The following is a 21,562-nucleotide window of genomic DNA, read 5'->3' as shown; positions in this document are numbered from 1 at the left end:
AGATTGCATGCGTCAGGCGCAGGAACGGGAATTCCACAGCTTCGACCAGGTACCGCTGTTCTACAGGTACTGGCCGGGCGCCACGACAACCACGCCAGCGAAGGCCATCGTGCTGCTGCATCGCGGCCATGAGCATTCCGGCCGCGTGACCCATCTGGTTGACGAACTCGACCTGCCCGACACCGCCTTCTTCGCCTGGGATGCACGTGGCAACGGCCGTTCGCCGGGCGCACGCGGCGATGCGCCGGGCTTCCCGGCGCTGGTGCGCGACCTCGACAGCTTCATCGCCCACATCGGCGCCGAGCATGGCATCGCGGTGGAGGACATCGTGGTGATCGCGCAGAGCGTGGGCGCCGTGGTCGCCGCGACCTGGGTGCACGACTACGCACCACGCCTGCGCGCGCTGGTGATGGCTTCGCCGGCGTTCAAGGTGAAGCTGTACGTGCCATTCGCACGTGCGGGCCTGGCCCTGATGCAGAAGCTGCGCGGCAACTTCTTCGTCAACAGCTACGTCAAGCCGCAGTGGCTGACGCATGACCCGGCACGGGTGGAAAGTTATCGCACCGACCCGCTGATCACCCGGCCGATTTCGGTGCGCGTGCTGTTGGGCCTGTACGAGGCCGCCGACCGTGTCGTGGCCGATGCGCAGGCGATCAGTGTGCCGGTGCAGTTGCTGGTGTCCGGTTCGGACTTCGTTGTGCACCGCGCGCCGCAGGACCGCTTCTACGAGCGCCTGTCCAGCCCGATCAAGGAGCGCGTGCATCTGCCGGGCTTCTTCCACGACACGCTGGGCGAGCGCGATCGTGCACCGGCACTGGTGCGTATCCGCAGCTTCATCCAGGCGCGTTTCGCCGAACCGCTGCGCGAGCTGTCACGGCGTGATGCGCACCGCCACGGGCCAACCTTCGAGGAATCGGAAATCCTGGCCTGGCCACCGGAGCGCAACAGCTTGGCCGACCTGCGCTGGCGCGTGGTACGCGGTGGCCTGCGCTTCGGCGGCACGCTGTCCGAAGGCATCGCGCTGGGCCTGCAGACCGGTTTCGATTCGGGCAGTACGCTCGACTACATCTATCGCGACGAAGCACGAGGCAAAGGTCCATTGGGGCGGATGGTTGACCGCAACTATCTGGACGCGATCGGCTGGCGTGGCATCCGCGTGCGCGGCCAGCACCTGCAGGAACTGCTGCGCGACGCTGCCCAGCGCCTGCGCGGGCAGGGCACGCCGGTGCGGGTTCTGGACGTGGCGGCCGGCCATGGCCGTTATGTGCTGGAAGCACTGGGCCAGGGCGAACAGCGCGCCGAGCGCATCGTGCTGCGTGATTTCAGCGCATTGAACGTGAGCCAGGGCCAGGCCCTGATCGAACACCTGGGGGCGTCCGACATCGGCCGCTTCGAGCAGGGCGATGCGTTCGACCCTGCGCAGCTGGCGCAGGTGGACCCGGTGCCGACACTGGCGGTGGTGTCGGGCCTGTACGAACTGTTCCCCGACAACGACGCCGTGCTGCGCTCGCTGCAGGGCATTGCCGCGACCGTGCCAGTGGGAGGCTACCTGGCTTACACCGGCCAGCCCTGGCACCCGCAGCTGGAATTCATCGCGCGCGCCTTGACCAGCCACCGCGGTGGCGCGGCGTGGGTGATGCGCCGCCGTACCCAGCAGGAGATGGATGAGCTGGTGCGCCTGGCCGGGTTCGAGAAGGTGGCCCAGCGCATCGACGACTTCGGCATCTTCACCGTGTCGCTGGCGCGCCGGACCGCGTGATGGCGACGCTCGCTGCAATCCCGCTGGTCGCGGCAGGGCGCCCCTGGCGACGCGCGTTGCTGTGGCTGGCCCTGCTGGGCCCGTTCTTCTTTGCCAGCTATGGCTTCGCCAACTGGCTGGCCGGCCGCCATGCCGAACTGCCGGTGATGGCGTTTGCGTGGGAGACGCACATCCCGTTCGTGCCGTGGACGATCGTGCCGTACTGGTCGATCGACCTGTTCTATGCGGTTTCTTTCTTCCTGTGCCGTCAGCGCCTCGAACTGGACCGGCATGCGCTGCGGCTGTTCAGTGCGCAGCTGATCGCGGTCACCTGCTTCCTGCTGTGGCCGCTGCGCTTCAGCTTCGAACGGCCGGAGATCGGCGGCGTGTTTGGTTGGCTGTTCGATGTGCTGCTGGGCTTCGACAAGCCGTTCAACCAGGCGCCGTCGCTGCACATCGTGCTGCTCATCGTGCTGTGGGTGAAGTTCGCACAGTATCTGCACGGGGTGTGGCGTTGGGTACTGCATCTGTGGGCGCTATTGATCGGCGTCTCGGTGCTGACCACGTTCCAGCATCATTTCATCGATATCCCGACCGGCCTGCTGGCCGGCTGGCTGTGCGTCTGGCTGTGGCCGGAGCAGGGCGCGCCACCGTTGCGTGCCTGGCGCACCGCGCGTGACGCCAAACGTTGGCGCCTGGCAGCGCTGTACCTGCTGGGGGCCGCTGTATTGCTGATGCCGGTGGTGCTTCTGCGTGGCGCGGCGTTGTGGCTGCTGTGGCCGGTGGTATCGCTGCTGCTGGTGGCGTTGGCGTATGCGGGGCTCGGTATGGCGGTGTTCCAGAAGCGCGCCGACGGTCGCCTGACGATGGCGGCGCGCTGGCTGCTGGCGCCCTACCTGGGTGCGGCCTGGATCAATTCGCGGCTGTGGACGCGCCGTGCGCCGCAGCCGGTGCCGGTGATGGATGGTGTGTGGCTGGGGCGTATTCCCTGCGCTGCATTGCCGGCACCCTTGGTCGGCGTGGTCGATGCCTGTGCCGAACTGTCCTGCCGCGCGCCGGGCGCCGCGTATGCCAGCGTGCCGGTGCTGGATCTGGTGGTTCCTGCACCGGAGCAGCTGCGCGAGGCGGCCGAGGCCATCGAGCGGCTGCGTGTGCACGGACCGTTGCTGGTGTGCTGCGCACTGGGCTATTCGCGCAGCGCCGCCAGCGTCGCGACCTGGCTGCTGCGCAGTGGCCGTGCGGGCGATGCCGAAGCAGCGGTGGCGATCGTGCGCGCTGCACGCCCCGGCATCGTGCTGGGCACGGCGCATCTGTATGCCATCGCTGCTGCAGCGGGAGTACGCGCATGAGTATGGTTCCCGATCTGGCGACCATGCAGTTGCTGCTGAGGCAGGGGCGTTGGCCGGCGCTGCTGTCGCTGGGCCTGTTGCTGGTGGCGTTGCTGCTGCTCGGTATCGAGCCGGGGCTGGCGATGATCGCTGCCGGCCTGTTGCTGCTCAGTTTCGTTGTCGGGCTTGCACAGGCGTACCACGCATGGCGGGTTGGGTTGGACGCGAGCCTGCTGAAGCTGCTGCGTAATGAAGGGCTGGAAGGCGAAGCCGCCGCGCGCCGTATCGATCAGGTGCTGCATGACAGCGGCTTGCGCCGCGTATCGTCCGACGCACCGCTGCGCGGCTGGGACCTGCGCTGGGCAGGCATGCGTCGCCTGTTGCTGCGGCAGTACCTGCTGACAGGCGTGCAGGGTGTGCTGCTGGTGCTGGCCGTGTTGTGGCCGCAGACGTGAACGGGAGGACCCGATGTTCGCCGAACTGATTGCCCGCGCCTGCAGTGGTGCGATTCATGTGGTGACCGGTGCGCGTGCGCTGTGGATCGGCTGTGCGCCGTCCAGCGAGCGCCGCGTGTACTACGGCAACCATGCCAGCCATGGTGACTTCGTGCTGATCTGGTCGTCGATGCCGCCGGCGTTGCGGCGCCAGGTGCGCCCGGTGGCCGCGGCCGAATACTGGCAGCGCGATGGCCTGCGACGCTACCTGATCGATGCGGTGTTCAACGGTGTGCTGGTCGAGCGCGAGGCCGGTCATCGCCAGCAGGATCCGCTGCAGGTGCTGCGTGATGCGGTGGACGAGGGGTGTTCGTTGATCCTGTTTCCAGAAGGTACGCGCAACGTGGGCGACGAGCCGTTGCTGCCGTTCAAGAGCGGCATCTTTCACCTGGCACGGCAACGGCCGGAGCTGGAGTTCGTACCGGTGTGGATCGACAACCTGAAGCGGGTGATGCCCAAGGGTCGTTTCCTGCCGCTGCCATTGCTGTGTACGGCCACCTTCGGTACACCGCTACGGCTGCAGGCCGATGAGGACAAGGCCGCCTTCCTGGCACGCAGCAGGCAGGCGCTGCTGGACCTGGCGCCGAACGGGGGCAAGGCATGAGCTTCCTGATCGATGTGTCTGGTGACCTGGCTACGCAGAGCGTCGGCCAGCAAACCGGTCTGCTGTTCGCTGGCGTGGGTGCGGTGCTGGTGTTGGCCACGCTGGTGGCCGAAACGCTGCGCTGGCGCCGGCGTGGGCAGCCGAGCGCAGTGATCGCCAACCTGGTCTCGCGCATCCGCGCCTGGTGGGTGATGGCGATCGTGGTCGGGTTGGCGCTGTTCTTCGGCCGTGCCGGGGTGATCGTGCTGTTCGCGATCATCTCGCTGTTCGCGCTGCGCGAGTTCATTACCCTGGCGCCGACTCGCTCAGGCGACTACTACGCGCTGCTGGCCGCGTTCTACATCGTGCTGCCGTGGCAGTACTACCTGGTGTGGATCGACTGGTACGGCATGTACACACTGCTGATCCCGGTCTATGCGTTCCTGTTCCTGCCGATCCTGTCGACCATCGGCGGCGACACCACCCACTACCTGGAGCGCACGGCGAAGGTGCAGTGGGGGCTGATGATCTGCGTGTTCTGCATCTCGCATGTGCCGCTGCTGCTGAACCTGCACGTGCCCGGCCATGACCCCTCGCGCAACGTGTTGCTGTTCGCCTTCCTGGTGATCGTGGTGCAGTCCTCGGACGTGCTGCAGTACATCTGGGGCAAGCTGCTGGGCAGGCGCCTGATTGCACCGAAGCTGTCGCCGTCGAAGACGGTGGAGGGCTTCGTGGGTGGTGTGCTCAGTGCCAGCGCGCTGGGGGCGGCGCTATGGTGGATCACCCCGTTCACGCCGCTGCAGGCCTTCGGCCTGTCGCTGTTGATCAACCTGATGGGGTTCTGGGGTGGCCTGGTGATGTCCGCAATCAAGCGCGACCGTGGCATCAAGGACTGGGGCCACATGATCGAGGGCCATGGCGGCATGCTCGACCGGCTGGATTCGGTGTGTTTCGCCGCGCCGGTGTTCTTCCACGTGGTGCGGTACTACTGGAAGGCAGGCGGCGGCGGTTGATGCCGCTGGGCCGTCATCCACGCATGGCGTGGATCTACCGGTAGTGCCGGCCGCTGGCCGGCAACTGCAACATCCTGCCATCGTTCATGGGGTTGCCGGCCAGCGGTCGGCACTACCCTCGTGCGCGCTTACGCGCTGATGCCGTATTCCTTCAGCTTCTTGCGCAGGGTGGCGCGGTGGATGCCCAGCATCGCTGCAGCCCGGCTCTGGTTGCCTTCGCAGTGGTTGAGCACTTCCACGAACAACGGGATCTCCATCTCGCGCAGCACGATCTCGTAGACATCGTCCGCGTCGCAGCCATCAAGGTCACGCAGGTAACGGCGCACGGACTGGGCGACATGTTCACGCAGCGGTGGCCGGGCAGCGCCACGACTGTTGTCAGGACGAGAAAGGACAGCGTTCAAGGGGGTTCCCGATTCGGTTGCCCGTGCGCGCGGAGCGCGCGGCCGGACGAGGTGGTGGTGGCCAGTCTAGCGCGAGCGTGCCCGGCCTGCCACGGCCAGTCGTGTCCATCCTGGTCACAGGAAGTCGAAGGTGAATGCGACGGTGGACGCAGCCGGCTCCTGTACACGGAAGGCAATACGCGCGCTCTGTCCCGGCTCCAGCAGGGCCGCACCGGGGTCTTCACCCAGATACTGCGCCGGCGTGAACACTGCGCTGCCGATCACCCGGCCATCCGCATCGGACAGCGACAGGCGCAGCGCCGGCCAGGCCTGCGCCCAGCGTGCATCGTTGCGGATGCTGGCCTGTACCTGCAGAACGCCTGCCTGGTTGGGCAGCGGCCGGATCTCGCGGCTGGTCATGGTGAATGCGGTCGGCTCATGCCAGGCGGGCAGGGTGCAGCGCAGGACGCCACACAGCGCCCCGAGCCACGCACGATTGCCGGCGTCGGCGGCCAGTCGCGCACGATCGGCAAGCACGCTTTGCAGAACCAGCAGCAGGGCCAGTCCGGCGACCAGCAGCCAGTGCCAGCGCGGCGTCGGCAGCCTGCTCGCGCGCGCGGCACCGAGGAAGCTGGGCGCGTCGCTGGCAACGGCGGTTGCCTGTATCGCGGCCGATACGGGCTCGATGCGCACTGCTTCATCGGCAATGACAGTGTCATCGTGGTGGTGCTTCATCGCTTCCTGTTGCGATACAGGGTCGATAGGTTCAGCCGGTGCTGCAGCAATGGGCACCGGCGCGGCTGCGTCCGGCGTGTGCGCTTCGGTCGCAGGCGCGGCATCACCTTCCGACGTGGGACGCAGGAAGGTGGCCAGTGGACGGCGCGGTGGGTTCGGCTCGGACATGCTCAGGGCGCGGGCTCGGATCCAGCGGTCATTCAACCACGATCAGGCGCGGCGCACGCCGGTGATGCGCATCCAGTCGCCGTCCTGGGTGGCCTGCAGGTCGTCGAACCACGGCGCATAGCGCTGCAGCAGTTCGCCTTCCTGGCCGTGCAGGATGCCCGACAGGGCGATGCGACCGCCGGAAGCGACGCGCGCGGCCAGCAGTTCGGCCAGCGCATCCAGCGCCGAGGCAAGAATGTTGGCGACCACGACCGGATAGGTCGCGACGGGTTCGTCCTGCGGCAGGTACACGTGCATGCGTGCCTGTTCGCCGTTGCGCTCGGCGTTGTCGGCGGTGGCCACCAGTGCCTGCGGATCGTTGTCGACGCCGATTGCCTCAGCCGCGCCCAGCTTCAGTGCGGCCAGCGCGAGGATGCCCGAGCCACAACCGAAGTCGAGCACGCGCTGGCCCTGCAGCAGGCCATCCACGGCCAACTGGTCCAGCCAGCGCAGGCACAGCGCGGTGGTCGGGTGGGTGCCCGAACCGAACGCCAGGCCCGGATCCAGTCGCACCACGGCGGCATCGGCGGACTGCGCGGCCTCTGGCAGTTCATGGTTCCACGGCACGATCCAGGTCCGGCTGCCGAAATCCATCGGCTGGAACTGGTCCAGCCAGGCGCGTTCCCAGTCCTCGTCCTCGACCGCGCGGAAGCTGCCGCCGCTCCAGTCCAGTTCCGGATCGAATGCTTCCAGTGCGGCCAGCAGCAACAGCGCATTGCTGTCGGCGGGGAACAACGCGCTCAGCACCAGGGTGTCCCACAGCGGCGTTTCGCCCACACCCGGCTCGAGGATGGCCTGTTCGTTGCTGGTATCGGCCTCGGCATCAAGCAGGGTCACGGCCAGTGCGCCGACGTCCTCCAGCGCGTTTTCATAGCGGGGCTGGGTCGCTTCGGTGCAGCGCAGGGTCAGTTCCAGGAACGGCATGGCAGTGGGGGCAATCGCGGGAAAGGGGGCCATGCTAGACCATCGGGGCGTCTCCGTATTGCCTGAGATGCCGCTCTGGGATGAACGACGCCGATTCAGACAGGCCTGCCGGGCCTTGCTAAACTCCGTGCTTTCCTGTGCGCCCTGATGCTCCACCGCCGCCAATGGCCTTTGCTCCGACCCTGAAAACCTGGTTGCTCGTGCTGCCGGCGGTGGCCGTGCTGGGCGTGGCCGGCTATCGGGCCAGCGGCCACGTGGCGCCGTCCACGGTGCAGGCAGACCTGCCGGGCGTCGCGGTCGCCGATGACAGCGCAGCAGCATTGCAGGTAATGCCGGAAGCACTGGCGCGCCGGCTGGCGGCCTTCGAGCGCGGCAACGCCCTGCCTTCAGGCCTGCCACTGGATCTCCGTGCCGATATCGAAGATGCCACCGATCTGTATGCCTACGCGCAGCGCCTGCGCGTGCAGGCCGATGAGGGCAACCACGAGGCGCGCTGGATGCTCAGCCGTGTCTATGACTACTGCGCACAGTATGCGGTCGACCCGGGCGGCTACCGCCTGGACAACAACGTGCTGGCCGGATCGGGGCTGACCGCCGCGCCGGCGATGGTGCAGGCACGCGAACGTGTCGCGCAGCGCTGCGGTGGCTTTGTGCCTGGCGACAAGCTGGGGCCGCCGCTGGTGCTTGCCGAACGGCGCAAGGCGGCGGAGCAGGGCAACCTGGCAGCCGAGGCAGCGTTGTTCGCCGAAGGCGAGCCGCTGCAGGACAGCCCCGAGTACCGCCGCGACCTGGTCGAGCGGGTGCGCACGTCGCGCGATCCGGAGGCATTCATGGCCATCGCGCCGGGCATGGGGGTGCGCGCCTCGGGCGATCGTGCGCTGAACGGCCTGGTGGCCGGCGAACAGCTCAGTGAACTGGCATGGCGGCTTGCGGCCTGCGAACTCGGTCTACCGTGTGGAGCAGACAGCGTGCTGGTCAACAGTTTTTGTGCGAACGGAGGGATCTGTTCGCAGGATGGAACGCAGGATTTCCGGGATTTCGTGTATGACGCTGCGGTTTCGCGGCAAGGTGCGGGGAAGATGAGGCAATGGATCAAGCGATTGGTTGGAAAGAGGGACGGGCAATGAATTACCGTCGATTCCTGCATGGGGCCAAATTCTGGTTCTGGGTGGCGCTGTTCGTGGCCTATTCGGCCGGTGCGGTTGGCCTGTTGATGATCGACACCTATGAAGATCGCTACCGGCATCTGTCGAAGGTGGAGCTGACCACGGTGAAGGCGCAGGAAGACGTGCGCCGCGCGGGCGCCAGCCAGGTCGCAGCGGTGTATCGCGCGCAGAGCGGCATGCCGTTCGCCTCGCTGCCGGCCGGCAGCACCTTCCAGGTGGTGTGGCCCGACGGCTCGACCGAGACCATGGTGATCGTCGACCCGACTTCGCCCAATGGCGTCCGCCCGTTGGCAAAGTCGCAGATTCCGGCGACGGCGGCCGACGCGCGCTGAAGGTAGCGCCGGGCCATGCCCGGCGGCCTCGCGCTTCGTTGCCATTTCGCCGGGCATGGTCCGGCGGTAGCGGAAGAGAAACAGAAAAGGGCGGGGATATCCCCGCCCTTTTCATGTCCAGCACCTGGCGCCGATCAGGTCAGCGCGATCGGCTTGTTCTTGCGTTCGGCAAGGCGCTTTTCCAGGTAGTGGATGTTCTGGCCACCGGCCTGGAAGCCCTTGTCGCGCATGATCCGCTGCTGCAGCGCGATGTTGGTCTTGATGCCGTCCACCACCATTTCGCTCAGTGCCACCCGCATGCGGGCGATGGCGGTCTCGCGGTCCGGACCGTGCACGATCAGCTTGCCGATCATCGAGTCGTAGTTCGACGGCACGCGGTAGCCACTGTAGATGTGGGTGTCCACGCGCACGCCGGGGCCGCCCGGCGGATGGAAGCCGGTGATGGTGCCCGGGCTCGGCACGAAGGTTTCAGCATCTTCGGCGTTGATGCGGCACTCGATCGCATGACCGGTCAGTACCACGTCGCTCTGCTTGATCGACAGCTTCTGGCCGGCGGCGATCTTCAGCTGCTCGGCCACCAGGTCGATGCCGGTGACCATTTCGGTGACCGGATGCTCCACCTGGATGCGGGTGTTCATTTCGATGAAGTAGAAGCGGCCATCTTCGTACAGGAACTCGAACGTGCCGGCACCGCGGTAGCCGATGCGCACGCAGGCTTCGGTGCACACCTTGCCGATCTGCTCGCGCTGCTCGGCGCTGATGCCCGGTGCCGGTGCTTCTTCCACCACCTTCTGGTGGCGGCGCTGCATCGAGCAGTCGCGCTCACCCAGGTGGATGGCGTTGCCCTGGCCGTCGGCAAGCACCTGGATCTCCACGTGGCGCGGATTTTCCAGGAACTTCTCCATGTAAACCTCACCATTGCCGAACGCGGCCTTGGCCTCGCTCTTGGTGGTTTCGATGGAGGTCTTCAGCGAGGCTTCGGCGTGCACCACGCGCATGCCGCGGCCACCACCGCCACCGGCTGCCTTGATGATGACCGGGTAGCCGATCTCACGGGCGATCTTGGTGTTGGCGACGATGTCATCGCCCAGCGGGCCGCCCGAGCCAGGCACGCACGGCACGCCGGCGGACTTCATCGCGCGGATGGCTTCGACCTTGTCGCCCATCATGCGGATGGTGTCCGCCTTGGGGCCGATGAAGATGAAGCCGGACTCCTCCACGCGCTCGGCGAAGTCGGCGTTCTCCGACAGGAAGCCGTAGCCCGGGTGGATGGCCTGGGCGTCGGTGACTTCAGCGGCAGCAATCAGCGCCGGGATGTTGAGGTAGCTCTGCGGCGACGGCGCGGGTCCGATGCAGACCGACTCGTCGGCCATGGCCACGTGCTTGAGGTTGCGGTCGACCGTGGAGTGCACGGCCACCGTGCGGATGCCCAGGGTGTGGCACGCGCGCAGGATGCGCAGCGCGATCTCCCCTCGGTTGGCAATGACGACTTTGTCGAGCATGGCGTGCCCCTCAGCCGATCACGAACAGCGGCTGGTCGAACTCCACCGGCTGGCCGTTCTCGCCGAGGATGGCGACGATGGTGCCTGACTTGTCGGCCTCGATCGGGTTGAACATCTTCATCGCTTCGATGATGGCCAGGGTTTCGCCTTCCTTGACCTGCTGGCCAACGCTGACGAAGGCCGGCTTGTCCGGGGCGGCCGAGGCATAGAAGGTGCCGACCATCGGCGAGCGCAGCACGTGGCCTTCCGGCAGCGCCGGGCCCGGCTTGGCGGTGCCGCCGGTGGAGGCTTCGGTCGGCGACTGCATCGGCATCGCCTGCGGTGCGGGGGCGGCCGGGGCGGCATACACCGGTGCCGGCATCGGTGCGGCATAGCCGGCCACCGGGGCACGCGACAGGCGCACCGACTCTTCGCCTTCCTTGATTTCGATTTCGGCCAGGTTCGACTCTTCCAGCAGGTCGATCAGCTTCTTGATTTTGCGGAGATCCATGGTGGCCTCTTGGCTCGTGATGTCAGTGGGGTGGGAAGCGCGGTGCGCTCGGGTCAAAGCAGTTCGTAGAACTCGCGCAGCTGCCGCGTACGGTCGCGCGCGAGGGTGATCAGGCAGCGCATCTGTGCGCCGTTGCGGGCCGTGCCATCGGAATTGAGGGCATAGACGGCGTTGCAGTCGTGGTCGCGCAGCTGCATCCAGGCACGCTGGGCCAGCACCAGCTGCTGTTCGGCCTCGCCGCAGTAGCTGCAGCTGCCACCGTGGTCCGGCGTGCGCAGCTGCTGGCGCGCCTGGGCGTACACGGTATTGAGTTCAGCGTCTGCAGCCGCCGCTACGTCCGAGGCGCACAGGTCGCTCTCCATCGTAGTGGTCGGGTGCGCACAGTCGATGCCTTCGTCCTTGCGGTCGAACGCCGTGGCCGCGCCGCAGATGCCGGCCCACAGCACGACGCTGGCAAGCACGCGCGGCAGCATCATCACGCGCCGGCCACCCGCACGCGTGCCAGCGCTGCATCCATCGCATAGCGATAGCTGTCGGCACCGAAGCCACAGACCACGCCCACGGCCTTGTCACTGAAGTAGCTGTGCTGGCGGAACGGTTCGCGGGTATGCGGGTTGGACAGGTGGATCTCGATGAACGGCACCGCCACCGCTGCCAGCGCATCGCGCAGGGCCACCGAGGTGTGGGTGAAGGCGGCCGGATTGATCAGGATGAAAGCGGTTCCGTCATTGCGCGCGGCCTGCACGCGGTCCACCAGGACGTGCTCGGCGTTGGACTGCAGGCTCTCCACGGCGTGCCCGGCAGCGGACGCCTGGGCTGCCAGGGCCTGGTCGATGTCGGCCAGCGTGGTGTGGCCGTAGACCTCCGGCTCGCGGGTGCCGAGCAGGTTGAGGTTGGGGCCGTGCAAGACCAGCAGCTTCGCCATGGGATCCGGAAGACGGGAAAGGGCGGCAGTCTGGCGGAACCGGTGGATGCTGTCCAGTTCGGCGAAGTTTGCAGCGTTTCAATCGATCGTTTGAAATCTGCCGGAGCGCTTGTGGCTGTATGGCGGGCGCTGGATCAAGGCGCGCTGAACGCCGTGCAGGTGGGGGATGCGTGCACGTAGGCCGACGATGGCGGCAGGCAGGGAGAGGGCTCATGCTGCCATGGGCCGTGATGAGTAGATCCACGCCATGCGTGGATGTGGGAGTACGGTGCGCGGCAAAAGACGTACCCACCACGGAGCACTCCGGCACCCGGCCGCTCAGGTCTCCAGCGGCACCGTCGGTACAACGTTCGGGAACACCTCCTCCAAGGGCTCTCGTTCCCCCTGCTTTGGTGCCGGCCAGTTGTAGGCGTTCACCGGCTGCACGCGGTTCACCCACAACGCGTAATACAGATGGTCGGCGCGGCCATCACCGGTATTGGGATGGATCAGGATGGTCAGGCCCAGGCTGTTGAGCTGCAGCCACGGCACCAGGACCGGCAGCAGGTCGTTGGTGAAGCCGAAGTAGAACGAGGGCGTGACGTGCGGGCCGCGCGGCTCCAGGTTCCAGTTGCCCAGCTCCACCGGGAAGCGCTCGGCCGCCCAGCGCCGCAACAGGGCCGCCTTCTCGAAGCTGTCCTCGTCGAAGTAGATATGCGCGTGATAGCTCCTGATATCGGTGTAGGCACGCGGGGTGGCCGGCAGGGTGGCCTCGCCGGGGCGCACACTGGTTGGACGCGGAGTCGACTCGCTGACCGTGGCCTCGCCCCAAGGGCTGCGAGCTTGGGGCGCGGGCGGAACAATGGCTCGGAAACCGGGGCGGCCCGGCTCGGTGGTGTTCGCCGCTGCTTCGGCGCGCGCGGCTGCCGGTGCGGCCGCCGCGCTGGCACTGGCCAGGCCACCGGCGGCCAGCCCGGCCGAGGCGATCAGCCGGCGGCGCGTGGGCGAGAGCAGGTCGGCCCACTGGGCATCGTCGTCGGCAGCAAACAGGGCGTTGGTGGCGGAGGTCTGTGGGTCCGGGTGCATGAAGGGCTCCATGGCAGCGTGCAGCGGGGGCAGGCAAGCACGCTCAGGCACCTGCCTCGGCAGCGTCCAATAAGCAGGCGGTATCACCTCATGCCCGTTCACCCCTTGTCATTGAGCGCGGCCGATCGACGGGCTAGGGTGCAGGTCTGCCGCCCTGGAGCCCGCCATGACCTCGCCCGATGCCGACACCCGGCGCAAGCGCGCGACCTTCCGCCAACTGCACGCACAGGGTTGTTTCGTGCTGCCCAATCCGTGGGATGTGGGCAGCGCCCGCTACCTGCAGCGGCAGGGCTTCCAGGCGCTGGCCACGACCAGCGCCGGGTGCGCTTGGAGCGAGGGGCGGCCAGACGGCGCGGTTTCGCTGCAGGCCACGCTGGAACATCTGCGGCTGATGGTGGCGGCGACGCCATTGCCGTTGAACGCCGATTTCGGTGATGGCTTTGGCGCCACACCGCGCGCGGTGGAGGAGGCCGTGGCGGCGGCAATCGATACTGGCGTAGCCGCGTTGTCGATCGAGGACGCCAGTGGCGTGGCCGATGCGCCGTTGAGGCCGATCGACGAGGCGGTCCAGCGCCTGCGTGCAGCGCGCTCGGCCATCGACCGTGCCGGCGGCGAGGTGCTGCTGGTCGGCCGGGCGGAGAACTTCTTCGTCGGAGTGCCCGATCTGCAGGACGCACTGCAGCGGCTGCGCGCCTATGCCGAAGCGGGTGCCGATGTGCTGTATGCACCGGGCATCAGTACACGCGAACAGATCAATGCGGTAGTCGCCGCTGCGGGCTCGAAGCCGGTGAACCTGCTGGTCGGTGGGCCGACGCCGCTGAGCCTGCAGGACATCGCCGCACTCGGCGTGCGCCGGGTCAGTCTCGGCGGTGCGCTGGCGCGTGCGGCGTGGGGTGGCTTGATGCAGGCCACCCAGCCTATCGTGCAGGACGGCCGCTTCGATGGCCTGCAGCACGCGGCCTCGGGCGCGGCGTTGAATACGCTGTTCCGCTGACGGAAACCTGGGTGCCGGCCCAGGTGAGCAGATTGGCAGCAGGTCCACGCCATGCGTGGACGGATGAGCCCGCGACTACAGCGCCTCGATCCCGCCCTTGGGCATGGACACTTCCGGCTCCAGCGCCGGCAGCAGTTGCCGCAGCAGCCCGGGGTTGTCCAGCAGCGCAGTGCCATCGAGATAACGCCAGTCCGCAGTTCCCACGCGGCGTACAGCGACCATGAACGAGGTGCTGCGTATCGGCGATTCACGCACGCGCAACAGTGACTGGCGTGGCACGAAGCTGACCTCTTCGCCGCCAGCGGCGTAGGTGCGGCCGGGCATGCCGGCTTCGTCGCTGATGACGGTGACCGACTTGCGCAGTTCCTTCACGGTATCGCGGGTCATCCGTGCATAGGCATCATCGCCGCCGGCCAGCTGCTTCAGGCTGGGGTGGGTGCGCGCGATGATCATCTCCGCATCGCCGCGACCGAACGCATCCAGCATCGCCTGCACGTCCTGACGCAATGCCTTTGAATCGCTGGGGCTGAGTTCGCCTGCGAAGGCCGATGGCAGCACTACCGACAGCAGCAGGGCCAGCAATGGGAGAAGCGGGCGTCGATCCATTCTCGGCTATCTCTGGGGGGGAACCGCCGCACTATACGGCGGATGCGGAAACAGCGTCCCACGCATGGCGCTGGTATCCCGACAATCACTACTTACTATTGGTAGTTAGTGAATTCCGGACATCCCCCATGCACAGCCTCATCGTTACCGCCCATCCTGAATCCGGCTCGTTGACCCATGCCATCGCCAAGCGCATCGGCGAAGCCATCACCGCGGCGGATGCCGCCAACACCGTGACCCACGCCGACCTGATGGCCGAAGGTTTCGATCCACGCTTCAACCCACAGGACCAGGCCCTGTTCCGTGGCACCGGCGCAGTTCCGGCCGACGTCGCCGCCGAGCAGGCGCGGCTGGACGCCACCGACACACTGGTACTGGTCTACCCGCTGTACTGGTGGTCATTCCCCGCGCTGCTGAAGGGATGGATCGATCGTGTATTCGCCCAAGGCTGGGCCTACCAGGACGGTGCCGATGGCAAGGTGCAGAAGAAGCTGCGACGGTTGCGCGTGCACTTGGTCGGGATCGGCGGCGCGGGCGCGGACATGATCGAACGACGCGGCTACGGCGCGGCGATGAAGACCCAGATCGACATGGGCATCTTCGACTATTGCGGCGCGCGCGTGCTGTCGTCTGACCTGTTGCTGGACGCTGATTCCGGTGCGGCCGAAGCGCATCTGCAGTCGGCAGGGGAGATCGGCCGTAAAATCGGAACTCCAATGCACTGATCGCCGTGTCCCGCCGATGCCTGCCAACGCCGCTCCCACGCGCCGCCGATTGACCCGCGAGCAACGCGCCCGCCAGTTGCTGGATGTGGCCTGGGCGCTGGTTGGCGACGAAGGTACCGACGCGCTGACGTTGGGGCGGCTGGCCGAGGCCGCGGGCGTGACCAAGCCGGTGGCCTACGATCACTTCGTAACCCGCAACGGATTGCTGGCCGCGCTCTACGATGACTACGACGGCCGGCAGACGATGGTGTTCCACGAGCGCATCGGCCGCGCCCGGGCGCAGCTGGCCGACCGCGCGGCAGCCGTCGCCTCCGGCTACATCGATTGCATCCTCAGCCAGGGCAGTGAAGTGCAGGGCATCCTCGCAGCGCTGGTGGGCGCGCCGGAACTGCACGAAGTGCGGCGGCGTTACCAGCAGGACTTCATCAACAACTGCGACGCCTGGCTGGGCCCGTTCGCCGCCGATGGCACCGTGCCGTTGGCGGGACGCTGGGCGATTCTCGGTGCTGCCGAAACCCTGTCAGAAGGGGTAGCCGCCGGTGCCCTGGACAAGATGGAGGCCGAACATGAGTTGCAACGCCTGATCGTGGCCACCGTCAAACGGCGCTGAGCCGCTCAGGCGTCGGCGCTGCTGCCGGCCAGCGCAGCGAATCCGGCGGCCAGCCGTTCGCGTACCAGAGCATCGCGTGCGTCGCGGCTGTCCGAGCCAAGCACCACTGTGATCAGCCGTACCGGATGCGCGCGCCGTGGCACAGGTTGGCAGGCGGTGGCGGCCAGGCAGAAGCCCGCGGCCTGGGTGTAGCCGGTCTTCAAGCCATCCACGCCGTCATCGCCAAGCAGGGCATTCTGGTTGTTGCGGCTGAAGCTGCCGTGCGCGAACGCGCGCTGTGCGGTGACGGCCAGAATCTGCGGATGATCGTTCAGCAGGCAGGCCGCCAGCACTGCCATGTCGCGGGCGCTGGACGCATGGTGTGGCGTGGTGATGCCGGAGACGCTGGCGAACCAGGTGCTGCGCAGGCCGAGCTGGCGTGCGTGCCGGTTCATGCGGTCCAGGAATGCAGGCTGTGATCCGTCCAGATGACGCGCGATGGCCAGCGCCGCATCATTACCGGAGACGATCATCAACCCTTCCAGCAAGCGTGCCAGGCTGATCCTTTCGCCGGGCACCAGGCCCATCCGCGTTTCATCATCGGCCACCGCGTGCACGTCTTCGGCGGCAATGGTGACCGCCTCGTCCCATGTGCGACCCCCTTCTTCGATGCACGCATACGCTGCGTAGGCGGTCATCAGTTTGGTCAGCGACGCCGGCTGCCGCGCGACCCCGGCGTTGTCCTGATGGATCACCTCGAAGGTGGCGGCATCGAGGGTGATGAAGGAGAGAGGCGCGCGTGCAGGGGAAGAAGACGGCATGGATGCTGCGGCGGCGAGGGGAAGCTCGCAGGATAGTGCGCATCGGCTGCATGAAGCTGCAATATTGAAATGATATAACGTTCGAAATAATGGGCCGCCACTGGCCTGACGGGACCTCCGATGACTGCACACATGCCACGCCGTTGGCTCCCTTCCTCTCTGCTGCTCGCGCTGTTCGCGCTCGGTGGCTGTCAGCCGAACCTGCGCGCCGATACCGCTGCGGCCAGCACCACGCGCCCGCACAACGTGATCGTGATGATCAACGACGGTGCCGGTTGGGGCACCTGGGACGCGGCTGCCTACTGGCAGTACGGCAGCCGCGAAGGCGCCCCCTATGCGGACTTCCCGCAGCGCCTCGCCGTGACCACCTATCCGTTGAACGCCAGCAGCCAGCCGACCCGCGACAACGCGCAGACCCTCGGCTACGACGCGGCCAAAGCATGGGATGACTCCCCGGTTCCCGCGCAGGACCTGCCGTTCGCCGGCTACCAGTACCTGGCCGCGGTCGCCACCGACAGTGCAGCGGCGGGCACGGCGTTGTCCTCGGGCATCAAGACCTACAACAACGCCATCAACTACAGCAACGATGGCAACGCGGTCGAATTCAATACGCTGCATGCCAAGCGCCTGGGCATGGCCACCGGCGTGGTCACCTCGGTGCCGTTCGCACATGCCACGCCGGCCGCGTTCGCTGCGCAGAACGAATCGCGCAACAACTATCACGCCATTGCGCACCAGATGCTGGCGCAGGGCCACATGGACCTGGTGATGGGTACTGGTGGTCCCGGCTACAGCGTTGATGGCCATGCCTGTGACGAAGGCGCGGGCGCGGGCGCGGTGAAGGCCGAGGGCTGTGCGAACCCGTGGGAGTGGGTGTCGCAGCAGGATTGGCAGCAGCTGGAAGCGGGCAGCACCATCGCCGGTAATCCGTCCGGGCCGTGGCGCCTGATCCGCAGCAAGGAGGCGTTCGCTGCGCTGGCGCAGGGACGGCTGCCGACCGACCGGCCGCTGATCGGCGTGCCGCGCGTGGCCAACACGCTGCAGCAGGCGCGCCAGCTGCAGGTGCTGGGCAAGGATGCGGCCACGCCTTCTGGTGTGAGGAAGATCGACAGCGTGCCGGATCTTGCAACCATGACCCGCGGTGCGCTGCAGTTCCTGCAGCAGCGTTCGGCCGAGGGCCTGTTCCTGATGGTGGAAGGTGGCGCTACCGACTGGGCCGCGCATACCAGCGCCTGCGGCACCGAATGGCACTACGGCCAGTGCGGCGACCAGCCGCAGTACGGCCGGCTGATCGAGGAAACCGTGGAGTTCAACGACGCGGTGACAGCAGTGATCGAGTGGATCGAACGCAACGGTGGCTGGGAACGCACCCTGCTGATCGTCACCACCGACCACGACAACAGCATGCCGATGGGCCCGGATGCACAGAGCGTGGCCTTCGAGCCGGTGCGCAACAACGGCCGTGGACGCATGCCGGGGATGAGCTTCCGTCCCACCGGCAACCATTCCAATGCACTGGTGCCGTTGTGGGCCAAGGGGGCAGGGTCGGAGCTGCTGGGCCAGCGCGTGCGGGGCGTCGACGAGGGCTACCGCCAGCATGTGCGCTGGAACGACGGCAGTTACATCGACAACACCGACGTGGCTGCGGCGGTGCAGGAAGCACTGCAGCGCTAGGGTAGTGCCTGCCGCTGGCCGGCAACCTCGGTGACCGGGCATCTTGCCGCTGCCGGCCAGCGGCCGGCACTACCGGGAGTGCTGCTGGGCGGCGGGGACGGCGACGGGGAAGGGCTGGCCAGTTGCCGCGCCAGCTCGGCGTTGGTCACATGGCCATGCAGGAACAACAGGCCGCTGAAGATGTTCATGTGCGTACCTCCACTTGAGTGGATTGCACGATACGGGCAGCATGGAAGGCGAAAAAGCGACATTTCCGCAAGCTTGCCTTGAGAGGAATTCAAGCCTGATGTCCCGCCCACCCCTCCATGCCCTGCAGGGTTTCGTGGCTGCCGCCCGGCTTGGCAACCTGTCGCGCGCGGCGGCGTCGATGAACCTGACCGTCAGTGCACTCAGCCATCAGATGCGCCAGCTGGAAGAGCGGCTCGGGCAGCCGCTGCTGGTCCGCCAGCCACGTGGTGTCACCCTCACCCTTGAGGGGCAGCGCCTGCTCGACCAGGTGGGTCCGCACCTGGATGCGATCAACGAAGCCTTCCAGCCCTATGCCGCGCGTGCCGAGCACGTGCTGACGATCAGCGCGGTGCCATCGATGGCGTCGGCCTGGCTGGTGCCGCGCCTGGGCCACTTCGTGGCTGAGCACCCACAGATCGAGATCAACCTGCAGTCGAGTGAGCGCCTGGTGGATTTCGAGCGTCAGCGGCAGTTCGACGCGGCGCTGCGGCTGGGCAGCGGGCACTGGCCCGGGCTGGTGGTGGAGCCATTGTTTGACGAGTGGCTGCTGCCGATGGCCAGCCCGGCGCTGATTGAACGCATGGGCGGTATCGACCGCGTACCGCTGACCCAGTGGCCACTGCTGGGTGATCCTGACGGCGCGTGGGGCGCGTGGTTCGCCTTGAGCGGGCAGAGCCCGCCGCCGCGCTTCGTGGCGGTGCTGGATGATTCGGAAGCGCACCATCGCGCGGCGCTGGATGGCGTGGGCGCGGCGCTCGGACGGGTGACCCGGGCACGCCTGCTGCTGGAATCCGGCCAGCTGGTTGCGCTGTCCAGCCAGCGCCTGAAGACGGCGTGGCCGCATTGGCTGGTGTACCCGCAGCGCTCGGCCAGCCATCGTGGCTTCCTTGCCTTCCGCGACTGGCTGCATGCGCAGGCCGCCGAGCACGTGCGGCACATGGCAGGGCAAGGGCCGCCCGGCTAGACAGGTGCACCGGCCTGTCCGGCTGCTGTCATCAGGGCGTGGCCGGCCGCGGCGAAGCTGGGCACCTCCACCCAACACCGCCTGCCGCCATGCGCTACCGCCTCGCCGTTCTTGATATCGCCGGAACCACCGTTGCCGACCCGGGACTGGTCGCCCGCGCCTTCGTTGAAGCGATGGCCGCCGCCGGCCACGCCATCGACGTAGAGCACGTGCGCCCGTTGATGGGCTACCCCAAGCCACAGGCGATCGCCCGCCTGTTGGGGACTGCGGTGGACGACCCGCACGTGGCGCCGATCCATGCCGACTTCGTGGCGCGCATGCTCGAGTGCTACCGCCATGCATCGGGCATCGCGCCGCTGCCGGGTGCCGAGGTACTGTTCGAAACACTGCGCGCGCACGGCATCCGCATCGGCCTGGATACCGGCTTCTCGCGTGACATTGCCGAGGTGATCATCGAGCGGCTCGGTTGGCAGGATCGCATCGATGCGTTGGTGGCCAGCGATGAGGTCCCGATGGGTCGCCCCGCGCCGTACATGATCCATGCGCTGATGCAGCGCACCGATGTGGATGACGCCGCCGCTGTAGTGAAGGTGGGCGACACCGAGGTCGACATCAACGAAGGCCGCAATGCCGGCGTCGGCCTGAACATCGCGGTCACAACCGGTGCGTTCACCCGTTCCGAACTGCTGCCGCATGGTCCGGATCACATCATCGACCACCTCGACCGCCTGCCGGCGCTGCTCGGCCTGGCACGTTCCGGCACGGTCGCCGCTGCATGAGCCGGCCCTCGCTGCGGGCTCGGCTGCAGGGGCATCGGTTGGCGCTGACGGTGTTCGCCGGCAGTGCCGCGCTGTCCACCTATGCGTGCATGTATGCCTTTCGCAAGCCATTCGCCGCCGCATCGTTCGATGACCAGCATCTGTTCGGCGCCGACTACAAGGTGTGGCTGGTGGTGGCGCAGGTGCTGGGCTACATGTGCAGCAAGTTCATCGGCGTGCGGGTGATCGGCGAACTGCGCGCCGAGCGCCGCGCCAGCCTGCTGCTGGGCCTGATCGGCATTTCCTGGTTGGCACTGCTCGGCTTCGCGCTGGTGCCGGCGCCGTGGAACATCCCGTTCCTGTTCCTCAACGGCCTGCCGCTGGGCATGGTGTGGGGCCTGGTGTTCAGCTACCTGGAAGGGCGACGGACCACCGAAGCGATGGGCGCGATCCTTGCCTCCAGTTTCATCATGGCCTCCGGCGTGGTGAAGTCGGTCGGAAAATGGCTGCTGCTGCAGGGCGTTAGCGAGTTCTGGATGCCGTTCCTGTGCGGCCTGCTGTTCCTGCCGCTGCTGCTGGTGTCGGTACGCATGCTGGAACGCATTCCCGCCCCGGATGCCGCCGACCTGCGTGAGCGCTCGCCGCGGCTACCGATGGACCGCGCGCAGCGTCGCGCCTTCGTGCGCCGCTTCCTGCCGGGGCTGGCGCTGATGATCCTGTGCTACGTGTGCCTGACCGTGGTCCGCGATTTCCGCGACAGCTTTGAAGCCGAGCTGTTCCGCGAGCTGGGCTACGGTGGCAGCGCCGGCGTGTTCGCCGCCATCGAAACGCCGGTGGCGTTCGCGGTGCTGGCACTGACCGCCGGCCTGACCTGGTTCCGCAACAACCTCAACGGCCTGATGGCGTTGCACGCGCTGATGTTCATCGGCCTGGCCACTGCAGGACTGAGCACGCTGGCGTTCCGCGAAGGCATGCTGCATCCGCTGGCGTGGCTGGGCCTGGTGGGCTTCGGCCTGTACCTGGCCTACGTGCCCTTCAACTGCGTGTTCTTCGAACGCCTGATCGCCACCTTCAAGGTCGCTGGCAACGTCGGCTTCGTGATGTACCTGGCCGATGCGTTCGGCTACCTGGGCAGTGTGCTGGTCCTGCTTGGCCACGAATTCTCTGGCCTGCAGCTGTCGTGGGTGCGCTTTTTCTCCAGTGCGGTCATCCATCTGTCGTTGCTGGGCGGTGCCTGCCTGCTGCTGTCCCTGCTGTACTTCCACCACAAGGCGCTGCGCCTGGCCCGCATGCCAGCACTCGCCTCCGTCTGAGTCCA

At 67.1% G+C, this 21,562-nt stretch carries 25 protein-coding genes; 14 read left to right on the top strand and 11 right to left on the bottom strand.

Going from position 1 to position 21,562, the window contains the following annotated elements; genetic code table 11:
- Positions 1 to 7: 7 nt before the first annotated feature.
- The 5 genes from AC07M7_RS07520 to AC07M7_RS07500 are packed head-to-tail and all read left to right on the top strand — an operon-like array spanning position 8 to position 5,156.
- Positions 8 to 1,759: a bifunctional alpha/beta hydrolase/class I SAM-dependent methyltransferase gene (locus AC07M7_RS07520; protein WP_495207057.1), complete on the top strand. Its 1,752-nt coding sequence runs from the start codon at positions 8 to 10 to the stop codon at positions 1,757 to 1,759.
- Positions 1,759 to 3,087 carry a phosphatase PAP2/dual specificity phosphatase family protein gene (locus tag AC07M7_RS07515; protein WP_495207056.1) on the top strand — a complete coding sequence of 443 codons (1,329 nt, stop codon included), beginning with the start codon at positions 1,759 to 1,761 and terminating at the stop codon, positions 3,085 to 3,087. Before AC07M7_RS07520 ends, AC07M7_RS07515 begins: the two co-directional genes overlap by 1 nt.
- The gene (locus AC07M7_RS07510) at positions 3,084 to 3,521 is read left to right on the top strand and encodes a hypothetical protein (RefSeq protein ID WP_495207055.1); all 438 of its coding nucleotides are present in this window, start codon (positions 3,084 to 3,086) and stop codon (positions 3,519 to 3,521) included. Before AC07M7_RS07515 ends, AC07M7_RS07510 begins: the two co-directional genes overlap by 4 nt.
- Positions 3,522 to 3,534: 13 nt before the next feature.
- A complete protein-coding gene (locus tag AC07M7_RS07505) occupies positions 3,535 to 4,164 on the top strand; it encodes a lysophospholipid acyltransferase family protein (protein WP_046986046.1) in 630 nt (209 codons plus the stop codon).
- Positions 4,161 to 5,156 carry a phosphatidate cytidylyltransferase gene (locus AC07M7_RS07500; RefSeq protein WP_046986045.1) on the top strand — a complete coding sequence of 332 codons (996 nt, stop codon included), beginning with the start codon at positions 4,161 to 4,163 and terminating at the stop codon, positions 5,154 to 5,156. Before AC07M7_RS07505 ends, AC07M7_RS07500 begins: the two co-directional genes overlap by 4 nt.
- A 128-nt stretch (positions 5,157 to 5,284) precedes the next feature.
- Here the strand turns inward: AC07M7_RS07500 and fis are convergent, their stop codons facing one another.
- The 3 genes from fis to prmA form a co-directional block, all read right to left on the bottom strand.
- Positions 5,285 to 5,560, bottom strand: coding sequence for a DNA-binding transcriptional regulator Fis (gene fis / locus AC07M7_RS07495; RefSeq protein ID WP_006397198.1), 276 nt, complete (start codon positions 5,558 to 5,560; stop codon positions 5,285 to 5,287).
- Between the two features lie 114 nt (positions 5,561 to 5,674).
- A complete protein-coding gene (locus AC07M7_RS07490; RefSeq protein ID WP_253078606.1) occupies positions 5,675 to 6,442 on the bottom strand; it encodes a DUF3426 domain-containing protein in 768 nt (255 codons plus the stop codon).
- Between the two features lie 42 nt (positions 6,443 to 6,484).
- Positions 6,485 to 7,405, bottom strand: coding sequence for a 50S ribosomal protein L11 methyltransferase (prmA, locus tag AC07M7_RS07485; RefSeq protein ID WP_495207132.1), 921 nt, complete (start codon positions 7,403 to 7,405; stop codon positions 6,485 to 6,487).
- Between the two features lie 164 nt (positions 7,406 to 7,569).
- On the opposite strand from prmA, the gene AC07M7_RS07480 reads away from it, so the two are divergent.
- Together AC07M7_RS07480 and AC07M7_RS07475 are read left to right on the top strand one after the other, a co-directional pair.
- On the top strand, positions 7,570 to 8,532 hold the full coding sequence (locus tag AC07M7_RS07480; RefSeq protein WP_046986043.1) for a hypothetical protein: 963 nt from the start codon (positions 7,570 to 7,572) through the stop codon (positions 8,530 to 8,532).
- On the top strand, positions 8,529 to 8,903 hold the full coding sequence (locus AC07M7_RS07475; RefSeq protein WP_065723554.1) for a hypothetical protein: 375 nt from the start codon (positions 8,529 to 8,531) through the stop codon (positions 8,901 to 8,903). Before AC07M7_RS07480 ends, AC07M7_RS07475 begins: the two co-directional genes overlap by 4 nt.
- 134 nt (positions 8,904 to 9,037) lie before the next feature.
- On the opposite strand, the gene accC is transcribed toward AC07M7_RS07475, so the two are convergent.
- The 5 genes from accC to AC07M7_RS07450 form a co-directional block, all read right to left on the bottom strand.
- Positions 9,038 to 10,405, bottom strand: a complete 1,368-nt coding sequence (gene accC / locus AC07M7_RS07470) for an acetyl-CoA carboxylase biotin carboxylase subunit (protein WP_006397186.1) — start codon at positions 10,403 to 10,405, stop codon at positions 9,038 to 9,040.
- Between the two features lie 10 nt (positions 10,406 to 10,415).
- Positions 10,416 to 10,895 (bottom strand): acetyl-CoA carboxylase biotin carboxyl carrier protein, encoded by a 480-nt coding sequence (accB, locus tag AC07M7_RS07465; protein WP_006397184.1) that lies wholly within the window; start codon positions 10,893 to 10,895, stop codon positions 10,416 to 10,418.
- A 53-nt stretch (positions 10,896 to 10,948) separates the two neighbouring features.
- A complete protein-coding gene (locus AC07M7_RS07460) occupies positions 10,949 to 11,371 on the bottom strand; it encodes a lysozyme inhibitor LprI family protein (RefSeq protein ID WP_006397182.1) in 423 nt (140 codons plus the stop codon).
- Complete coding sequence (aroQ, locus tag AC07M7_RS07455; RefSeq protein WP_136639400.1) at positions 11,371 to 11,820, bottom strand: type II 3-dehydroquinate dehydratase; 450 nt, start codon at positions 11,818 to 11,820, stop codon at positions 11,371 to 11,373. The genes AC07M7_RS07460 and aroQ overlap by 1 nt, the downstream gene beginning before the upstream one ends.
- A gap of 318 nt (positions 11,821 to 12,138) precedes the next feature.
- Positions 12,139 to 12,885, bottom strand: a complete 747-nt coding sequence (locus AC07M7_RS07450) for a DOPA 4,5-dioxygenase family protein (protein WP_495207054.1) — start codon at positions 12,883 to 12,885, stop codon at positions 12,139 to 12,141.
- A 166-nt stretch (positions 12,886 to 13,051) separates the two neighbouring features.
- Here AC07M7_RS07450 and AC07M7_RS07445 point away from each other — a divergent pair, with 166 nt between their 5' ends.
- Positions 13,052 to 13,879: an isocitrate lyase/PEP mutase family protein gene (locus AC07M7_RS07445; RefSeq protein WP_495207053.1), complete on the top strand. Its 828-nt coding sequence runs from the start codon at positions 13,052 to 13,054 to the stop codon at positions 13,877 to 13,879.
- Between the two features lie 75 nt (positions 13,880 to 13,954).
- On the opposite strand, the gene AC07M7_RS07440 is transcribed toward AC07M7_RS07445, so the two are convergent.
- Positions 13,955 to 14,485 (bottom strand): hypothetical protein, encoded by a 531-nt coding sequence (locus AC07M7_RS07440; protein ID WP_046986039.1) that lies wholly within the window; start codon positions 14,483 to 14,485, stop codon positions 13,955 to 13,957.
- 128 nt (positions 14,486 to 14,613) lie between these two features.
- Between AC07M7_RS07440 and AC07M7_RS07435 the strand changes: the two genes are divergently transcribed.
- The gene (locus AC07M7_RS07435) at positions 14,614 to 15,210 is read left to right on the top strand and encodes an NAD(P)H-dependent oxidoreductase (protein WP_046986038.1); all 597 of its coding nucleotides are present in this window, start codon (positions 14,614 to 14,616) and stop codon (positions 15,208 to 15,210) included.
- Between the two features lie 16 nt (positions 15,211 to 15,226).
- Positions 15,227 to 15,820 (top strand): TetR/AcrR family transcriptional regulator, encoded by a 594-nt coding sequence (locus tag AC07M7_RS07430; protein WP_495207052.1) that lies wholly within the window; start codon positions 15,227 to 15,229, stop codon positions 15,818 to 15,820.
- 5 nt (positions 15,821 to 15,825) lie between these two features.
- Here AC07M7_RS07430 and AC07M7_RS07425 read toward each other — a convergent pair whose 3' ends face one another.
- Positions 15,826 to 16,620: a D-alanyl-D-alanine carboxypeptidase family protein gene (locus AC07M7_RS07425; RefSeq protein WP_495207051.1), complete on the bottom strand. Its 795-nt coding sequence runs from the start codon at positions 16,618 to 16,620 to the stop codon at positions 15,826 to 15,828.
- A gap of 120 nt (positions 16,621 to 16,740) precedes the next feature.
- Here AC07M7_RS07425 and AC07M7_RS07420 point away from each other — a divergent pair, with 120 nt between their 5' ends.
- Complete coding sequence (locus AC07M7_RS07420) at positions 16,741 to 18,294, top strand: alkaline phosphatase (protein ID WP_495207050.1); 1,554 nt, start codon at positions 16,741 to 16,743, stop codon at positions 18,292 to 18,294.
- On the opposite strand, the gene AC07M7_RS07415 is transcribed toward AC07M7_RS07420, so the two are convergent.
- Entirely contained in the window at positions 18,291 to 18,482 is a 192-nt protein-coding gene (locus AC07M7_RS07415) for a hypothetical protein (protein ID WP_046986035.1), read from the bottom strand. The two genes, AC07M7_RS07420 and AC07M7_RS07415, sit on opposite strands and share 4 nt — an antisense overlap.
- A 98-nt stretch (positions 18,483 to 18,580) precedes the next feature.
- On the opposite strand from AC07M7_RS07415, the gene AC07M7_RS07410 reads away from it, so the two are divergent.
- From AC07M7_RS07410 to AC07M7_RS07400, 3 genes are all read left to right on the top strand, one after another.
- Positions 18,581 to 19,486: a LysR substrate-binding domain-containing protein gene (locus AC07M7_RS07410; protein WP_495207049.1), complete on the top strand. Its 906-nt coding sequence runs from the start codon at positions 18,581 to 18,583 to the stop codon at positions 19,484 to 19,486.
- A gap of 89 nt (positions 19,487 to 19,575) precedes the next feature.
- A complete protein-coding gene (locus AC07M7_RS07405) occupies positions 19,576 to 20,265 on the top strand; it encodes an HAD family hydrolase (protein ID WP_495207048.1) in 690 nt (229 codons plus the stop codon).
- Positions 20,262 to 21,557: a DUF5690 family protein gene (locus tag AC07M7_RS07400; protein ID WP_136639393.1), complete on the top strand. Its 1,296-nt coding sequence runs from the start codon at positions 20,262 to 20,264 to the stop codon at positions 21,555 to 21,557. Before AC07M7_RS07405 ends, AC07M7_RS07400 begins: the two co-directional genes overlap by 4 nt.
- The last annotated feature ends 5 nt before the right edge of the window (positions 21,558 to 21,562 follow it).

The organism is Stenotrophomonas sp. GW821-FHT09E08, from assembly GCF_059416125.1.
The sequence above is the reverse complement of the archived record's forward strand: the minus strand, read 5'-3'. Positions and strand labels throughout refer to the sequence as shown.

Bases quoted from the DNA above. Each gene is read 5' to 3' on its own strand.
- AC07M7_RS07510 (WP_495207055.1), top strand. From the start codon at position 3,084: ATGAGTATGGTTCCCGATCTGGCGACCATGCAGTTGCTGCTGAGGCAG.
- AC07M7_RS07520 (WP_495207057.1), top strand. From the start codon at position 8: ATGCGTCAGGCGCAGGAACGGGAATTCCACAGCTTCGACCAGGTACCG.
- AC07M7_RS07435 (WP_046986038.1), top strand. From the start codon at position 14,614: ATGCACAGCCTCATCGTTACCGCCCATCCTGAATCCGGCTCGTTGACC.
- AC07M7_RS07445 (WP_495207053.1), top strand. From the start codon at position 13,052: ATGACCTCGCCCGATGCCGACACCCGGCGCAAGCGCGCGACCTTCCGC.
- accC (WP_006397186.1), bottom strand. From the start codon at position 10,405: ATGCTCGACAAAGTCGTCATTGCCAACCGAGGGGAGATCGCGCTGCGC.
- AC07M7_RS07410 (WP_495207049.1), top strand. From the start codon at position 18,581: ATGTCCCGCCCACCCCTCCATGCCCTGCAGGGTTTCGTGGCTGCCGCC.
- AC07M7_RS07400 (WP_136639393.1), top strand. From the start codon at position 20,262: ATGAGCCGGCCCTCGCTGCGGGCTCGGCTGCAGGGGCATCGGTTGGCG.
- aroQ (WP_136639400.1), bottom strand. From the start codon at position 11,820: ATGGCGAAGCTGCTGGTCTTGCACGGCCCCAACCTCAACCTGCTCGGC.
- AC07M7_RS07405 (WP_495207048.1), top strand. From the start codon at position 19,576: ATGCGCTACCGCCTCGCCGTTCTTGATATCGCCGGAACCACCGTTGCC.
- AC07M7_RS07475 (WP_065723554.1), top strand. From the start codon at position 8,529: ATGAATTACCGTCGATTCCTGCATGGGGCCAAATTCTGGTTCTGGGTG.
- AC07M7_RS07505 (WP_046986046.1), top strand. From the start codon at position 3,535: ATGTTCGCCGAACTGATTGCCCGCGCCTGCAGTGGTGCGATTCATGTG.
- accB (WP_006397184.1), bottom strand. From the start codon at position 10,895: ATGGATCTCCGCAAAATCAAGAAGCTGATCGACCTGCTGGAAGAGTCG.
- AC07M7_RS07500 (WP_046986045.1), top strand. From the start codon at position 4,161: ATGAGCTTCCTGATCGATGTGTCTGGTGACCTGGCTACGCAGAGCGTC.
- AC07M7_RS07415 (WP_046986035.1), bottom strand. From the start codon at position 18,482: ATGAACATCTTCAGCGGCCTGTTGTTCCTGCATGGCCATGTGACCAAC.
- AC07M7_RS07420 (WP_495207050.1), top strand. From the start codon at position 16,741: ATGACTGCACACATGCCACGCCGTTGGCTCCCTTCCTCTCTGCTGCTC.
- AC07M7_RS07460 (WP_006397182.1), bottom strand. From the start codon at position 11,371: ATGATGCTGCCGCGCGTGCTTGCCAGCGTCGTGCTGTGGGCCGGCATC.
- AC07M7_RS07450 (WP_495207054.1), bottom strand. From the start codon at position 12,885: ATGCACCCGGACCCACAGACCTCCGCCACCAACGCCCTGTTTGCTGCC.
- AC07M7_RS07430 (WP_495207052.1), top strand. From the start codon at position 15,227: ATGCCTGCCAACGCCGCTCCCACGCGCCGCCGATTGACCCGCGAGCAA.
- AC07M7_RS07425 (WP_495207051.1), bottom strand. From the start codon at position 16,620: ATGCCGTCTTCTTCCCCTGCACGCGCGCCTCTCTCCTTCATCACCCTC.
- prmA (WP_495207132.1), bottom strand. From the start codon at position 7,405: ATGCCGTTCCTGGAACTGACCCTGCGCTGCACCGAAGCGACCCAGCCC.
- AC07M7_RS07515 (WP_495207056.1), top strand. From the start codon at position 1,759: ATGGCGACGCTCGCTGCAATCCCGCTGGTCGCGGCAGGGCGCCCCTGG.
- AC07M7_RS07490 (WP_253078606.1), bottom strand. From the start codon at position 6,442: ATGTCCGAGCCGAACCCACCGCGCCGTCCACTGGCCACCTTCCTGCGT.
- AC07M7_RS07440 (WP_046986039.1), bottom strand. From the start codon at position 14,485: ATGGATCGACGCCCGCTTCTCCCATTGCTGGCCCTGCTGCTGTCGGTA.
- AC07M7_RS07480 (WP_046986043.1), top strand. From the start codon at position 7,570: ATGGCCTTTGCTCCGACCCTGAAAACCTGGTTGCTCGTGCTGCCGGCG.